Annotated in this window: 15 protein-coding genes; 13 read left to right on the top strand and 2 right to left on the bottom strand. The window is 38.0% G+C overall.

Going from position 1 to position 15978, the window contains the following annotated elements; genetic code table 11:
* The first annotated feature begins 4 nt into the window (after positions 1-4).
* Positions 5-2236, top strand: a complete 2232-nt coding sequence (locus QNJ52_RS03680; protein WP_283721904.1) for a DNA internalization-related competence protein ComEC/Rec2 — start codon at positions 5-7, stop codon at positions 2234-2236.
* Between the two features lie 82 nt (positions 2237-2318).
* Here QNJ52_RS03680 and QNJ52_RS03675 read toward each other — a convergent pair whose 3' ends face one another.
* Positions 2319-2453, bottom strand: a complete 135-nt coding sequence (locus QNJ52_RS03675; RefSeq protein WP_083754277.1) for a YqzM family protein — start codon at positions 2451-2453, stop codon at positions 2319-2321.
* A 92-nt stretch (positions 2454-2545) separates the two neighbouring features.
* Here QNJ52_RS03675 and holA point away from each other — a divergent pair, with 92 nt between their 5' ends.
* Positions 2546-3517 (top strand): DNA polymerase III subunit delta, encoded by a 972-nt coding sequence (holA, locus tag QNJ52_RS03670; protein ID WP_219492225.1) that lies wholly within the window; start codon positions 2546-2548, stop codon positions 3515-3517.
* A gap of 66 nt (positions 3518-3583) precedes the next feature.
* Here the strand turns inward: holA and rpsT are convergent, their stop codons facing one another.
* Positions 3584-3832: a 30S ribosomal protein S20 gene (gene rpsT, locus QNJ52_RS03665; protein WP_283721903.1), complete on the bottom strand. Its 249-nt coding sequence runs from the start codon at positions 3830-3832 to the stop codon at positions 3584-3586.
* 181 nt (positions 3833-4013) lie between these two features.
* On the opposite strand from rpsT, the gene lepA reads away from it, so the two are divergent.
* The 11 genes from lepA (at position 4014) to QNJ52_RS03610 (ending at position 15976) form a co-directional block, all read left to right on the top strand.
* Complete coding sequence (gene lepA, locus QNJ52_RS03660) at positions 4014-5837, top strand: translation elongation factor 4 (protein WP_219492222.1); 1824 nt, start codon at positions 4014-4016, stop codon at positions 5835-5837.
* Between the two features lie 39 nt (positions 5838-5876).
* A complete protein-coding gene (hemW, locus tag QNJ52_RS03655; protein ID WP_283721902.1) occupies positions 5877-6992 on the top strand; it encodes a radical SAM family heme chaperone HemW in 1116 nt (371 codons plus the stop codon).
* A gap of 111 nt (positions 6993-7103) precedes the next feature.
* Positions 7104-8057: a heat-inducible transcriptional repressor HrcA gene (gene hrcA, locus QNJ52_RS03650; RefSeq protein ID WP_283721901.1), complete on the top strand. Its 954-nt coding sequence runs from the start codon at positions 7104-7106 to the stop codon at positions 8055-8057.
* A gap of 2 nt (positions 8058-8059) precedes the next feature.
* On the top strand, positions 8060-8653 hold the full coding sequence (gene grpE, locus QNJ52_RS03645) for a nucleotide exchange factor GrpE (protein WP_283721900.1): 594 nt from the start codon (positions 8060-8062) through the stop codon (positions 8651-8653).
* 52 nt (positions 8654-8705) lie between these two features.
* Positions 8706-10532, top strand: a complete 1827-nt coding sequence (gene dnaK, locus QNJ52_RS03640) for a molecular chaperone DnaK (protein WP_219492209.1) — start codon at positions 8706-8708, stop codon at positions 10530-10532.
* A 104-nt stretch (positions 10533-10636) separates the two neighbouring features.
* The gene (dnaJ, locus tag QNJ52_RS03635) at positions 10637-11755 is read left to right on the top strand and encodes a molecular chaperone DnaJ (protein ID WP_283721899.1); all 1119 of its coding nucleotides are present in this window, start codon (positions 10637-10639) and stop codon (positions 11753-11755) included.
* A gap of 2 nt (positions 11756-11757) precedes the next feature.
* Entirely contained in the window at positions 11758-12693 is a 936-nt protein-coding gene (gene prmA / locus QNJ52_RS03630) for a 50S ribosomal protein L11 methyltransferase (RefSeq protein WP_283721898.1), read from the top strand.
* Position 12694: 1 nt separating this feature from the next.
* On the top strand, positions 12695-13432 hold the full coding sequence (locus tag QNJ52_RS03625; protein WP_283721897.1) for a 16S rRNA (uracil(1498)-N(3))-methyltransferase: 738 nt from the start codon (positions 12695-12697) through the stop codon (positions 13430-13432).
* Between the two features lie 119 nt (positions 13433-13551).
* The gene (gene mtaB / locus QNJ52_RS03620) at positions 13552-14895 is read left to right on the top strand and encodes a tRNA (N(6)-L-threonylcarbamoyladenosine(37)-C(2))-methylthiotransferase MtaB (protein ID WP_283721896.1); all 1344 of its coding nucleotides are present in this window, start codon (positions 13552-13554) and stop codon (positions 14893-14895) included.
* A 119-nt stretch (positions 14896-15014) separates the two neighbouring features.
* A complete protein-coding gene (rpsU, locus tag QNJ52_RS03615; RefSeq protein ID WP_219492197.1) occupies positions 15015-15191 on the top strand; it encodes a 30S ribosomal protein S21 in 177 nt (58 codons plus the stop codon).
* 155 nt (positions 15192-15346) lie between these two features.
* Positions 15347-15976 carry an NfeD family protein gene (locus QNJ52_RS03610; RefSeq protein WP_219492196.1) on the top strand — a complete coding sequence of 210 codons (630 nt, stop codon included), beginning with the start codon at positions 15347-15349 and terminating at the stop codon, positions 15974-15976.
* Positions 15977-15978: the final 2 nt, after the last annotated feature.

The raw sequence follows: 15978 nt of genomic DNA, 5'->3' as shown, positions 1-15978 counted from the left end.
ATATGTGGGCTTAATTGCAGTTCTTGTAGTGATATCTGCAGTTTTATGTCAGTATGATTATTTAAGCAGCGTTATGTTGATGTTCGTAGGGGTAATGATTATCTATAAGAAGCGTTTATCACGCTTTATTTATATTTATGCAGCATTATTTTCATGTACGTACCTTTATTATGAGAGCCATTCATTCAGCCGGATTGTTACTCAGTTTAATGACCAATCGGATATTAAGATAAATACGACCGGCTATTTTACAACGCAGTTTAAAGTGGATGGCAACTTGATGATGGGTGATATTGTCATTGATAACGATACGTATAAGTTCGTTTATAGGATTAAAGATCAAGCTGAACAATTACGTCTTAAACGTGGAATCCACATCTATCAGCAATGTGCATTCAGTAGTGCAGCTGAATCGCCATTGCCGAATACAAATCAGCCGGGCTTTCATTATGATGAATATTTATATTATGGCACCTATAAAGGCACACTTACAATCGAAGAGGTTAATTTTGATTCATGCAGACAACACCCGTTAACGATATTGGATCACATACGTCTGTATCGCTATCACTTAGGCGAACAGATGGTGCAATTAAAGTACGGTGCCTATATCACGGCGCTGACTACAGGCGATACGAGATATTTAGATCATAAGACATTAAATGATTTGAAAACATTAGGCATCTATCATCTCTATGCGATTAGCGGCAGCCACGTTGCACTGGTTACAGTTCAGCTCTATTATTTGTTTAAACGACTTTATGTACCGTTACATATAAGCAAATTGATGATATTAATTATTCTGCCGGGCTATGTTATATTGACAGGAGAAGCACCAGCCGTTGTGCGTGCAGCACTATTTATGGCATTCGTATTGGTGAAGCCAAGATTTATCTCGATGCTCGATGCACTCGCAATTACATTTATCGTAAATTTAATAATGACACCTTTTATAATCTTTAACATTGGATTTCAGCTATCTTATATTATCTGCTTTTCGTTTATCTTCATATTACAAAGCTATGAATTAACGCCAATCAAACTTTTTTTATTAACCAATTTCATTTCACAAGTTGCAACGTTACCCATTCTTTTTTATCATTTCAATATCGTCTATTTTATCGGATTGTTGACTAATCTTTTATTTATACCACTTTTCTCTTTCGTTATTTTCCCGCTTTGTACTTTCATTTTACTTTGTTTAATGTTGTTTAATTTTATACCGGAGATACTGGACGCATTGACCCACTATGCATTCTTATTCCATGATATATGTGTAGAAAAATTTTTGTCGTTACATGCATTGCCACTTGTTATTAAATCACAGCATATAATCTATTATGTCATCATGATAGGCGTAATCTATTATTTATTTCATCAGAAACCCCGTATTCAAGTGACTGCAATATGTCTATGTATAGCGCTTATTCTTATTAGTCGCATACAAAATGAAGACGCACTACATGTTCTGGATGTTGGGCAGGGGGATTGTATCGTTATTGAATATAATGGCAGAGTTGTGATGGTGGATACCGGCGGTAAGTTTGATTTCAATGAAGGGTGGGAGAAACGGAGAGACGCACGTTCCATCAGTGAGAAAATTATCGTACCATTCCTATATCATAAAGGGATCACACAAATCGATGATTTAATATTGACACATCCGGACTTGGATCATATCGGAGAAGCAGAACAACTTATAAAATTAAAGTTTGTAAAGCGCATTATCATAAATAAAACAGCTGCATCGATACCGAAATACACATCACTTCAAGCGATTGCTCATCAATACAACGTTCCAATATTCGATGAATCAGAGGTCAAGATAGCTGGGATTGATTTAATTACAGCAAGTAAAGGGGATGATATTAACGACGAAAGCATCGTCACATTTATTCAAGGAGAAAAAGTCAATGCATTGCTGACGGGAGATTTGAGCAAAGCGCAGGAAGAAGAGGTGCTGGCTCATATTTCATCAAGGATCGATATCGTTAAGATTGGCCATCACGGATCCGATACAAGTACAGGTGATGCACTATTAAAACGTGAATTTAAAACAGCAATGATATCTGCCGGGCGAAACAACAGGTATGGTCATCCGCATGAAGAGACAATCAAACGACTAATTGAGTATAATAAGCTGATTTATAATACGCAGTCAGATGGCAGAATAACAGTAAAGTTAGGCCAAAATGAAATCTCTACGATGCGCAAGGAATTAAAGGATAATAAATAAAAACCCGAGCAATAATGGCACGATAGTGTGCATTATTATTCGGGTTCGTGTGATGTACGAAACGGACACACAGATAAGTACATTATTTTGCAATCAGGTCAAAGATTTGAGCGATGATGTAAATTGTGGCAAATCCACCAAATCCAAATAAGAATGCATAACCAGAATCTTGTACGTCATTATTTTTTGATTGAACATTTTTTTCGAATTGATTCATAATTTCTCAACCTCCTAATGTATCTATTTAAGTATATGATAACATATAAAAAAAAGCTATAATGAAATAGAGATTTTTATTTTAAGGAGTAAATGATGCGCTATATTTATTTAATACATGGAAGTACGAAGCCTTTAGTTGAATCAGAAACAGAGCAGCTGGTTGCAAAGTTAATCGGTACGAAAGATGAATTTAATTATAGTCAGTACGATATGAAGGAAACCGAAGTTAAACCGATATTAGAAGATGCGATGACAATTCCTTTTCTGTCCGATGCGAAAGCGATTGTCATACATAATGCTTTTGTGTTTACAGGCGAGAAAGTCAAGACGACATTTGAAATCGATATAGATGAAATATTGGCGTTTATTGAAAGATTTGAAGGCCCGAACTATGTCATCTTCACCGTATATTCAGATAAGCTCGATGAACGTAAGAAGATTGTGAAGAAAATAAAGGCCAACCATGAAGTGAAGAAGATTGAACCACTGGATGAACAAGGGATAAAAAAAATTATTAAATCAACTTTAAATGAAAATTTTAAGGATATTAAAGAAGATGCACTTAATGAAATGATCCATCTCACCGGGATCGATTATGGAGCGGTTATGAAGGAACTGGATAAGCTAGTGTTATATAGTGGCGACGCACCTATAATAACGAAAAGCGATGTGTCACAGGTCGTCAGCAGAAGCCTTGAACAGAATGTGTTTTTGCTCACAGACTACATAACGTCAGGGAAGAAGGCAGAAGCTATTCATCTATTGAAAGACTTGATACATATGAAAGAAGAACCGATTAAACTGCTCGCGCTTATAACAAGTCAGTATCGATTGTACTATCAGGTGAAGATATTGTCTGAAAAAGGATTTTCTGAGCAGCAGATCGCACGCGAAGTGAAGGTGCATCCATATCGTGTAAAACTATCGATGCGTAAAGTACGACAAATTCCGTTAAAGCATCTGCTGAATGTTATCGATGCATGTGCCGAAGCAGATTATGAACTGAAGTCATCTTATATGGATAAAGTATTGATACTGGAACTGTTTATCTTGAAGGTATAAAAAACAAGGCGATAGTGAAACTATCGCCTTGTTTCTCTTGTGACAGAACACTTCTGTCACGACATTTTATTTACTTTTCATGATTTGTGATTTTAAACGGTCAGCTTTGTTTGAGTGGATTAAGTTGCTTTTCGCAGCTTTATCAATCTTTTTAACAGCTACTTGTACTAATTCTGATTTATTGTCAGCGTTGTTTTCAATTGCCGCTTTAGCGTTTTTCACAGCAGTACGCATATCATTTGTTTGAGAAATGTTAGCATCGTGTGCTTTGTTACTTGTAGTAACGCGTTTAATTGCAGATTTGATGTTTGGCATAAATTTCACCTCCTAAAAATGTCTTACACTTGCATAAAATTATAAATTTGATTGCAACAAGAAATATTTTATCAAATTCAAGCGCTATATGCAATCTAATTTTTTGAAAACTGATTGATACACTTACATTTAGTTGTTATAATCAAATATACGAACAATTTAAGAAAGTTGGACAATAACTATGAATAATGAACAACGTTTAAAGCGTCAGGAACGAATTAGAAACTTTTCGATTATTGCCCACATCGACCACGGGAAGTCGACTTTGGCGGATAGAATTTTAGAGAATACGAAATCTGTAGCAACGCGTGAGATGAAAGCACAGCTTCTTGATTCTATGGATCTTGAACGTGAACGCGGGATTACAATTAAATTAAATGCAGTACAGTTAAATTATACAGCGAAAGATGGCGAGACCTATATCTTTCATTTAATCGATACACCTGGTCATGTGGACTTCACATATGAAGTTTCTCGTAGTTTGGCTGCATGTGAAGGTGCGATTCTCGTAGTGGATGCGGCACAAGGAATTGAAGCGCAAACGCTGGCAAACGTTTATTTAGCACTTGATAATGAGTTAGAACTTATTCCTGTTATCAATAAGATAGATTTACCAGCAGCAGAACCTGAGCGTGTGCGCCAGGAGATTGAAGATGTTATCGGTCTTGATGCGAGTGATGCGGTGCTTGCGAGTGCGAAGGCAAATATCGGTATTGAAGATATTTTAGAACAGATTGTTGAACTTGTTCCGCCGCCGATGGGTGACCCAGAAGCACCGCTTAAAGCGTTGATCTTTGATAGTGCCTTTGATGCTTATCGTGGTGTTATTTCATCAATCAGAATTATTGATGGGACGGTTAAGGCAGGCGATAAGATTAAGATGATGGCGACAGGTAAAGAATTTGAAGTTGTCGAAGTAGGAATCAATACACCGAAGCAAATGCCGGTTGCTGAATTAACGGTTGGAGATGTTGGTTATTTAACAGCATCGATCAAGAATGTTGGCGATTCACGTGTCGGTGATACAATCACACATGCCAGCAATCCTGCTCTTGAGCCACTTCAAGGATATAAGAAGATGAACCCGATGGTATTCTGTGGGGTGTATCCGATTGATACGGGTAAATATAATGATCTTCGTGAAGCATTAGAGAAACTTCAGTTAAACGATGCATCGCTAGAATTTGAACCAGAAACGTCTCAAGCGTTAGGATTCGGCTTCCGTGTCGGCTTCTTAGGGCTATTGCATATGGAAATTATTCAGGAACGTATTGAACGTGAGTTTGGTATTGAATTAATTGCGACTGCGCCGAGCGTTATCTACAAATGTGAGATGACAGACGGTAGTGAAATTGTTGTAGACAATCCTTCTAAGATGCCGGACCCACAGAAGATCGACAAAATTTATGAACCATACGTTAAAGCAAGTATTATGGTACCGAATGATTATGTTGGTGCAGTGATGGAACTATGCCAGAAGAAACGCGGAAACTTCCAGACGATGGATTACTTGGATGATATTCGTGTTAACATCATTTATGAAGTGCCGCTTTCAGAAGTTGTATTTGATTTCTTCGACCAGCTGAAATCAAGTACCAAAGGGTATGCTTCATTTGATTATGAATTGATTGGCTATCAGGAAAGTAAGCTTGTGAAGATGGATATATTATTAAACGGTGAAACAGTAGATGCACTAAGTTTTATCGTGCATAGAGACTTTGCATATGATCGTGGTAAAGTCATCGTTGAGAAACTAAAGACTTTAATTCCAAGACAGCAGTTCGAAGTCCCTATACAAGCAGCAATCGGTCAGAAGATTATTGCACGTACAAATATTAAATCGATTGGTAAGAACGTACTTGCGAAATGTTACGGTGGGGATATCAGCCGTAAGCGCAAATTACTTGAAAAACAAAAAGCAGGTAAAGCAAAGATGAAATCAGTAGGATCGGTTGAAATTCCTCAGGATGCATTCTTAGCTGTACTGAAAATGGATGAAGAATAAAGACGTGGGTAACCATGTCTTTATTTGTTAGGAGGCATAATGAGAAGTTTATATATTCATATTCCATTTTGTAATCGTATATGCACGTACTGTGATTTTAATAAGTTCCTCATTAAAAATCAGCCAGTAGATGAATATCTGGACTGTTTAATCAAAGAGCTTTCATCCATTGATGAACGCGATTTGCTAACGGTATTTATTGGTGGAGGTACACCTACAGCGCTGAATGAAGGACAACTTGAACGATTGCTCAGTTATATTGAACAGTCATTTACGATACATGAAGAATTTACGATGGAAGCAAATCCTGATGAATTGACGCGTAACAAGATTGCATTAATGAAGCAGTACGGTGTCAACCGTCTATCACTCGGTGTACAGACGTTTGATAATGATCTATTAAAGTCGCTTGGCAGAACACATCAAGAACAAGATATATTTAACGCGGTGAACGCCGCAAACGAGCTGGGTATAGAATCTATCAGTCTCGACTTAATGTATCATTTACCGACACAGACATTAGAGCAATATCGTCGTGATCTAGCACTTGCGACATCACTGGATATACACCATATTTCAAGTTACTCCCTAATATTAGAGCCGAAGACACAGTTTTATAATATGTATAAAAAGGGCATGCTTCAGCTGCCGGATGAACAGCTCGCTGCAGAGATGTATACGCTCACGATGAATACTTTAAGAGATCGTGGCTTTCATCAATATGAAATCTCTAATTACGCTAAAGGACACCATGAATCAATACACAATAAAGTATACTGGCAGAATAAAGAATATTATGGTGCCGGTGCTGGAAGTCATGGGTATATCGACGGAGTACGCTATTATAACATTGCACCTGTTCCACACTATATTAAGGCGATGCATAAAGGAAATGCGGTTAAAGAACGTATACCTGTCACAGTTGATGCTGCGATGGAGGAGTTTATGTTTTTAGGGTTAAGGTTGAATGATGGCATCAGCAAGAATGAATTTCTTGCGCGATATAAAACGTCGTATGATAATGTGTTTAAAGATGTCACGACCAAGCTCGTAAATGAAGGGTATTTAATTGAAACAGATGACCGAATCTCTTTAACAGCACTTGGAAGAATGCGTGGGAATGATGTATTTGAGAAGTTTCTACTTACTGTTTAGTAAATAGAAACTTCTTTTTTTATAATTATGAGTGTTAATGTTGACATACTTTGACCAATTTGATAAATTAGTATTAGCACTTGAGGTAAGAGAGTGCTAACGAGGTGAAATATGCTAACAGATAGACAATTACATTTGTTGAACGTAATTGTTGAGGATTTTGTTGATAGTGGAACGCCTATAGGATCTAAGAAGTTGATTGATGATCATCACTTTAATGTCAGTCCTGCAACCATACGTGCAGAGATGAAACGTCTAGAAGATTTTGGTTTGATCGAGAAGATGCACACATCTTCAGGACGTGTTCCTTCAGAAACGGGTTACAAGTTTTATGTAGAATCGCTGCAGGAAGAATTTCCTTATGAACCGAACTTTGATATTAATAACAGTGATGCACTTGACTTCAGAAGACTTGCACAATTAATCGCAAGAGATACAAGACATTTGTCTATTGCAACAACATCTCAAATCGATATGAAGTCTATTTCCCAGATTCATTTAACATACTTAACACCGACGAAGCTGGTGTTGATTATCGTATATGAGAACGGAAATGTTGAACATCAGCAAATTTCATGGCAGGTACGTTTAACGAGACTTGAAATTGAGAAGATGAATAATTTTCTGAATGCGAATTTGGCATCAATTAATAAGTCGAATTTACATCAGGAAGGATATCCGTCGATAAAGCAACTTCCTTTAACACATATTAAATCAGAGATTATTAAGAAAGCGACAACGAATACGAACGCGGTGTTCTTTGAAGGTCGTGAGTATTTATACGAAATTATGGACTCTGATAATCTAGAAGCGATTAGAGAAATGTTGAAGCTTATCGACTCTAATACATTACCAGATCTAATAGAATCAAAGCAGTCGAATCAGATTGAAGTAATATTAGGTCAGGAGATTAGTGAGAATTTACAAGGGATATCGATTGTAACGACACCGATTCATATGCATAATATGAATGGTAACATTTCAATCATCGGACCAACTCAAATGAGTTACCGTGATATATTTAATAAATTATCGAATTTACATCGAATGTTTAAGGAGGACTAGATTTGTCAGAAGAAAATAAGCAGGATGTAATGAAAGACGAAAGCATCACAGAAACGAATGAAACTGAAAGCAATGAAACAGATGTTGCATCAACTGAAACTCCAGATGAAACAGTAGTAAGTGAGGCGCCTGTTGAAGATGAAAGTACCGATCCGGTAGCTGAACTTGAAGCAAAGCTTGAGCAGTCAGAAGAGAAGTATTTAAGACTGTATGCAGAGTTTGAAAACTATAAGAAACGCACGCGTCAGGAATTAGATACCGAAAGAACATATCGTGCGCAGAGTGTGTTACGTGATATATTACCAGCAATTGATAATATTGAACGTGCATTAGCGCAGCAAGGTGAAACAGATGAGTTTAAATCACTTCACAAGGGTGTAGAGATGGTTTATGAAAGTCTGTTACATTCACTTAAAGAGAATGGATTAGAAGTCATAGAAGCACTTGACCAGCCATTCGATCCAAATCTTCATCAAGCAGTGATGCAAGAAAGTGATGAGCGTAAAGATTCAGGTATCGTACTTGAAGAACTACAGAAGGGCTATAAATTAAAAGAACGTGTACTAAGACCGTCAATGGTTAAAGTAAACGAATAATTTTTAGTTTTATAACATTTCATAAATTTTAAATTAATGGAGGAATTATACAATGAGTAAAGTAATTGGTATTGACTTAGGAACTACAAATTCATGTGTATCTGTATTAGAAGGTGGAGAGCCAAAAGTAATCGCAAACCCAGAAGGTAACCGTACAACACCTTCAGTTGTAGCATTCAAAAATGGTGAAACACAAGTCGGAGAAGTGGCGAAGCGTCAAGCAATCACTAACCCTAATACAATCATTTCGATTAAACGTCATATGGGTACAGACTACAAAGTAAACATCGAAGGTAAAGAATACTCACCACAAGAACTTTCAGCAATGATCCTACAAAACTTAAAAGCAACAGCCGAAAGCTACTTAGGTGAAAAAGTAACGAAAGCAGTTATTACAGTACCTGCATATTTCAACGATGCAGAACGTCAGGCAACTAAAGATGCTGGTAAAATTGCAGGATTAGAAGTTGAGCGTATTATTAACGAACCAACTGCTGCAGCGCTTGCTTATGGCTTAGATAAAACCGATAAAGAACAAAAAGTATTAGTATTCGACTTAGGTGGCGGTACGTTTGACGTATCTATCCTTGAACTTGGTGATGGTGTATTTGAAGTATTGTCTACTTCAGGTGACAACAAATTAGGTGGAGATGACTTTGACCAAGTAATCATCGACTACTTAGTAGAAGAATTCAAAAAAGAAAATGGCTTAGATTTATCTCAGGATAAAATGGCAATGCAACGTTTAAAAGATGCTGCTGAAAAAGCGAAAAAAGACTTGTCAGGTGTATCTTCAACACAAATTTCATTACCATTCATCTCTGCAGGTGAGGCAGGACCACTTCACTTAGAAGTGACGTTATCACGTGCGAAGTTTGAAGAACTATCTCATACATTAGTAGAACGTACGATGGGTCCTACACGTCAAGCGATGAAAGATGCTGGATTATCAAATGCAGATATCGATGAAGTAATTCTTGTTGGTGGTTCAACTCGTATTCCAGCAGTACAAGAAGCAATCAAGAAAGAATTAGGTAAAGAACCAAACAAAGGTGTTAACCCAGACGAGGTTGTAGCGATGGGTGCTGCAATTCAAGGTGGCGTTATCACTGGTGATGTAAAAGATGTTGTATTATTAGACGTAACACCATTATCATTAGGTATCGAAACAATGGGTGGTGTGTCTACAGTGTTAATCGAACGTAATACTACAATTCCAACATCTAAATCACAAGTGTTCTCAACTGCAGCGGATAATCAGCCAGCAGTAGACATTCACGTATTACAAGGTGAGCGTCAAATGGCAGCAGATAACAAAACGTTAGGCCGCTTCCAGTTAACTGACATTCCACCAGCACCACGTGGTATGCCTCAAATCGAAGTGACGTTTGATATCGATAAGAATGGTATCGTAAACGTTACAGCGAAAGATCTAGGTACGCAAAAAGAACAGAAGATTACAATCCAGTCTTCATCTTCATTAAGTGACGAAGAAATCGATCGTATGGTTAAAGATGCAGAAGCAAATGCTGAAGCAGATAAGAAGCGTCGTGAAGAAGTAGATTTACGTAACGAAGCAGATCAACTTGTATTTGCAACGGATAAAGCAATCAAAGATTTAGAAGATAAAGTAGATGCTGCTGAAAAAGAAAAAGCAGAAGCAGCAAAAGAAGACCTTAAAAAAGCGTTAGAAGGTAATGACCTTGAAGAAATTAAAACGAAAAAAGACACACTAAACGAAATTGTTCAAGGCTTATCTATGAAACTTTATGAGCAAATGGCACAACAGCAAGGCGAAGGAGCACAAAGTGCTGAATCTAAAGATGACGATGTTGTAGATGCTGATTTTACTGAAGTGAAAGACGACGATAATAAATAAGTACTCTTTTAAAGTCAAAGTCAATTTATTGGCTTTGACTTTTTCTTTTAAAACATGCGATACACTGATATAGTAATAAAGAAATAAGAAAGGGAGAATGAAACGTGGCGAAAAGGGATTACTACGAAGTCCTTGGATTATCTAAAGGTGCTTCTAAAGAAGAGATAAAAAGAGCATATAAGAAACTATCAAAGAAATACCATCCGGACATTAATAAAGAAGCGGATGCTGAAGATAAATTCAAAGAAATTGCTGAGGCATACGAAGTGTTAAGTGATGATCAGAAAAAAGCACAGTATGATCAGTTCGGTCATGCAGGTATGGGCCAAAGTGCAGGATTTAGTGGCCAGGACTTTGGTGGTTTCGGTGGATTCGAAGATATCTTCAGTTCATTCTTCGGTGGCGGCGCACGTCGTGACCCGAATGCACCGCGACAAGGGAATGATTTGCAGTATCAGATGAATGTAACGTTTGAAGAGGCTGTATTTGGTGCTGAGAAAGAAATTTCAGTGAAGAAGGAAGTCGAATGTGATACGTGTGATGGCAGTGGTGCGAAACCAGGAACAAATATTAAGACATGCGCTACTTGTGGTGGACGTGGAAATGTGCATGTTGAACAGAACACACCATTTGGTCGCGTGAGAAGTGAACGTACTTGTCCAGATTGTGGTGGTACTGGTAAAGAGTTTGAAGAGAAATGTTCAGATTGTGGTGGTACTGGCAGAAAGATTAAGACAGTTAAGATTAGTGTGAAAGTACCAGCAGGTGTCGATACAGGTCAGCAAATTCGACTATCAGGTCAAGGTGAACCAGGTATAAATGGTGGACCGGCTGGAGATTTATATGTTGTATTTAACGTACAGGACCATGCTTACTTTGATCGCTCCGGTGAGGATATATTCTATACACTTGAACTCTCAATCGCTCAAGCAGCGCTTGGTGATGAAGTCGAAGTGCCAACGTTAGAAGGTAAAGTGAAACTAACAATTCCAGCAGGAACACAAACGGGCAAACGTTTCCGATTAAAGGAAAAAGGTGTTCAGAACGTACACGGCTATGGTCGCGGTGATGAATATGTAACGGTTAAAGTGATGACGCCTGTTAAGATGACGAACAGACAGGCAGAGTTATTAAGAGAATTCGCAGAGATCGACGGACATGATATTACAGAACAGCCTTCAAATTTCTTTGATAAAACGAAACGCTTCTTTAAAGGAGAATAAAGATGAACTATGTAGAGATAACGATGATGATCAATCATGAACTTGAGCCATTTATTGCAGAGATCCTGAATGAAGTCGGTGCGAATGGTGTAGTGATTGAAGATAGTCTTGAACTTCAGAAAGGTCGTATTGAAACATTCGGGGAAATTTATGAATTAAATCCGGATGATTTTCCAGAAGAGGATGTACGCGTTAAAGTTTACTTTAGTGAACTAGATTATGATGCGTCTGTTATCGAGCAAATTAAAGAAAAAGTAGACGCATTAAATGATGTCGACGTCACTCGTCTGGAATTCAGTACACATACCGTGCAGGAAGAAGACTGGGCTAATGAATGGAAAAATCATTTCCATGCCTTTAAAGTTTCAGACAAGTTCGTTATCGTACCGAGCTGGGAAAGCTATGACGGTTTACAGGACGGTGAGCATGCGATACACCTAGATCCTGGTATGGCATTTGGTACTGGTGATCATGCGACGACTTCGATGTGTCTCAAGTTAATTGAGAAGTATGTAGAAAGTGATCAGTCTATAGTTGACGTAGGGACTGGGTCTGGCATACTAAGTATCGCTGCACATAAACTTGGAGCAAAGCCAATTAAAGCACTCGATTTAGATTCTGTTGCTGTGAAAGTAGCAGAAGACAATTTCGAGAAGAATGACTGTCTTGACGCGATACAAGCAGAACCAGGGAATCTCCTTAAAGGTGAGACAGAGAAACGCGATGTAATATTTGCTAATATATTAGCTCATATCGTGGATATGATGATTGATGATAGTTATGCATTATTAAATGATAATGGTCTGCTTATAACGTCAGGCATCATTGACGAGAAAGAAGAGATGATCATCGACCACTTAAAACGCGTCGGTTATACGATTGTTGAAGTGATGCACGATAGCGGATGGGTTGCCATTGCAGCAAGAAAAGAGGCATAGTATGCAGCGTTATTTTCTTGGTATAAAAAGTGTTATAAACGAAAAATATCGGATCAGTAGTAAGGACGACGTCCATCATATTAAAAACGTTATGAGACAGCAAACGGGAGATAAGGTGATCGTTAACTTTACGAATGCAACGATGATCTGTGAAATTACCGATATTCAGGCTGAGATTACAGTGAAACCGATTGAGCACATTGATATTCAGACAGAGATGCCTGTGTCTGTGACGATTGCCAGCGGGTTGCTTAAAAATGATAAGTATGAATGGATGATACAGAAGGCGACAGAACTTGGAGCTGCGTCGTTTATGCCGTTTGTTAGTGAAAGAACGATCGTAAAAGTGGACGAAAAGAAGTTCCAGAAGAAGTTAGAGCGTTTTACGAAGATTGTTAAGGAAGCGGCTGAGCAGAGTTACAGACAAATTGTCCCGTCTATTGAGTTTGTCGCGAGCGGGAAAGCATTAGGACAAAAGCTGAAAGACTTTGATCATGTGCTGATTGCATATGAAGAAACAGCGAAGTCAGGTGAGATGAAAAGCTTTACTGAAGCGTTACAAAATGTGCAGCATGGTGATAAAGTGTGCGTGATATTCGGTCCGGAAGGTGGACTGAGTGAAGCGGAAGTGGCTCAGTTTGGAAGTATGGTTATTGGACTCGGACCACGTATATTAAGAGCTGAGACCGCGCCGTTATATGCATTGTCAGCAATGAGCTTTCATTTTGAGTTGAATTAGACACTGAACTTTCAGTGTCTTTTATTGTATATCAATAACATTCCATGCAATGACATTGAAAGTTATTGATATTCATGGTATTTTTATATAATGCAAAGAATTATAAATGAGGTGAACATATGTCAACAGTTGCATTTCATACGTTGGGTTGTAAAGTAAACCATTATGAAACAGAAGCGATTTGGCAGTTATTTAAAGATGCTGATTATGAGCGCGTTGATTTTGAACAAAGTGCAGATGTCTATGTTATTAATACGTGTACAGTAACGAACACGGGTGATAAGAAGAGTCGTCAGGTGATCCGTCGTGCGGTTCGTCGCAATCCTGATGCGGTCATTTGTGTTACGGGGTGTTACGCACAGACGTCATCTGCAGAAATTATGGATATTGCCGGTGTAGATATTGTTGTCGGTACACAGGATCGTCATAAGATGCTTCCTTATATCGAACAGTATCGCGCGGAACGTCAACCGATTAATGGTGTGACGAATATTATGAAGAATCGTACATATGAGGAGTTAGATGTACCTTACTTTACGGACCGTACGCGTGCGTCACTTAAGATTCAGGAAGGGTGTAATAACTTCTGTACGTTCTGTATTATTCCTTGGGCGCGTGGTTTAATGCGTTCTCGTGATCCTAAAGAGGTTGTCCGTCAGGCAACGCAGCTTGTACAGTCTGGTTATCAGGAGATTGTATTAACAGGGATTCATACGGGTGGTTATGGTGAAGATTTAAAGGATTATAATTTGGCACAATTACTCCGTGATCTAGAGACGATTGATGGTTTGAAGCGTATTCGTATTTCTTCTATCGAGGCGAGTCAGCTAACGGATGAAGTGATTGATGTAATTGACAAGAGCAATAAAGTTGTGCGTCACCTACACATTCCGCTTCAGTCCGGTAGTGATACGGTATTAAAGCGTATGCGTCGTAAATATACGATGTCACATTTCTCAGAGCGTCTGAAGAAGCTGCATGCCATTATGCCAGGTCTTGCTGTTACGAGTGATGTTATTGTCGGTTTCCCTGGTGAGACTGAAGCAGAGTTCCAGGAGACATATGACTTTATTTTAAAGCATGGTTTCAGTGAACTACATGTCTTCCCGTATTCAATGCGTACGGGTACGCCTGCTGCAAGAATGACGGATCAAATTGATGAATCTGTGAAGAATGACCGCGTACATCGTTTAATTACATTAAGCGATCAGCTTGCAAAAGAATATGCAGGTCGTTTTGAAGGTGAAGTGCTGGAAGTGATTCCAGAAGAGAAGGCTAGTAATGGTAATATGCTTGTTGGTTACACGGATAATTACCTTAAGGTACAGTTTGAAGCAGATGAGCATTTAATCGGTGAGCTTGTTAAGGTGAAGATTGACAAGAGCGGCTATCCAATAAATGAAGGAACGTTCGTAACGGTCATACCAAATACTTATAAGAAGTCAGAGATGCAAGTTCAATAACCTTCAAATTCGTTATTGACCTCGTGTAACTGTTGTATTATAATGTTTTAGTACATAGAATATTTTACTTATATCTATGTTTAAAATGTTCCGTTGATATTTGGAGGGAGGGAAATTATATGTCTAAAACTGTAGTTCGTAAAAACGAATCAATTGAAGATGCTTTACGTCGTTTCAAGCGTACTGTTTCTAAAAATGGTACAATTCAAGAAGTACGTAAACGTGAATTCTACGAAAAACCAAGTGTAAAACGCAAAAAGAAATCAGAAGCAGCGCGTAAACGTAAAGTCAAATAATATTTGCTCCCTCAAATGTTATTAATAGATGTAGAAGTCTGGATTATCCAGGCTTCTTTTTTTGTAACTGTTATTTGTGAATTTTTCATAAATTTTATGTTTATACATATATTGTGAGTGAATTTTCTGTATAATGAAAATAAGGAGGTGTTCAGTTGGATTTACAATTACAGGATATCATCCTGCTTATGTTAATGATTGTTATGACAGTGTCATGCATATGGCAGCTTTATACTCCGAGAATCAGCAGTGCTGGAATAATATGCGCAATTGCGAGTTTATTATTTTTTGTCATGAACATCTATAACGGTGATATGGAAGCACTGGCGATTATTTTGTTTATCGGTGGTATACTTCTTGTCATTTTAGAGTTGTTTATTATCGGTGCTATTATTGGAATTATCGGTATTATATGCATTATCATCAGTTTTCTGCTTATTGGAGACAACATGACGATGATGACTTTATTCGTATCGATCTGTTTAATCGTCGCACTTATAGAATGGGTGATCATAGTGAAGTTTTTCAAGAAGAGAGTTCCTCTGCTTCAGCAAGTCGTGTTACATGACTCAACGAATAAGGAGGCAGGCTACACATCTCATGATGACAGGTCATATTTAGTAGGGCAGGTAGCTGTTTGTCTAACTGACTTAAGACCTTCTGGTATTATCGTGCATAATGATAAGCGTATTGACGCCGTGAGTGAAGGTGCATTTATCAAAAAAGATACTTCGGTGAAGATAACCGAGGTTGAAGGTACGCGTGTTGTAGTAAAAACATTATAAAT

The organism is Macrococcus sp. S115 (assembly GCF_030067655.1).
Lineage (GTDB): Bacteria > Bacillota > Bacilli > Staphylococcales > Staphylococcaceae > Macrococcoides > Macrococcoides psychrotolerans.
Note: the sequence above shows the minus strand (reverse complement) of the source record. Positions and strands in the feature narration are given on the sequence as shown.

Excerpts from the sequence above, each read along its gene's own strand:
- rpsT (WP_283721903.1), bottom strand. The coding sequence starts at position 3,832 with ATGCCAAACATCAAATCTGCAATTAAACGCGTTACTACAAGTAACAAA.
- hrcA (WP_283721901.1), top strand. The coding sequence starts at position 7,104 with ATGCTAACAGATAGACAATTACATTTGTTGAACGTAATTGTTGAGGAT.
- prmA (WP_283721898.1), top strand. The coding sequence starts at position 11,758 with ATGAACTATGTAGAGATAACGATGATGATCAATCATGAACTTGAGCCA.
- rpsU (WP_219492197.1), top strand. The coding sequence starts at position 15,015 with ATGTCTAAAACTGTAGTTCGTAAAAACGAATCAATTGAAGATGCTTTA.
- dnaK (WP_219492209.1), top strand. The coding sequence starts at position 8,706 with ATGAGTAAAGTAATTGGTATTGACTTAGGAACTACAAATTCATGTGTA.
- mtaB (WP_283721896.1), top strand. The coding sequence starts at position 13,552 with ATGTCAACAGTTGCATTTCATACGTTGGGTTGTAAAGTAAACCATTAT.
- QNJ52_RS03625 (WP_283721897.1), top strand. The coding sequence starts at position 12,695 with ATGCAGCGTTATTTTCTTGGTATAAAAAGTGTTATAAACGAAAAATAT.
- lepA (WP_219492222.1), top strand. The coding sequence starts at position 4,014 with ATGAATAATGAACAACGTTTAAAGCGTCAGGAACGAATTAGAAACTTT.
- holA (WP_219492225.1), top strand. The coding sequence starts at position 2,546 with ATGATGCGCTATATTTATTTAATACATGGAAGTACGAAGCCTTTAGTT.
- hemW (WP_283721902.1), top strand. The coding sequence starts at position 5,877 with ATGAGAAGTTTATATATTCATATTCCATTTTGTAATCGTATATGCACG.
- QNJ52_RS03675 (WP_083754277.1), bottom strand. The coding sequence starts at position 2,453 with ATGAATCAATTCGAAAAAAATGTTCAATCAAAAAATAATGACGTACAA.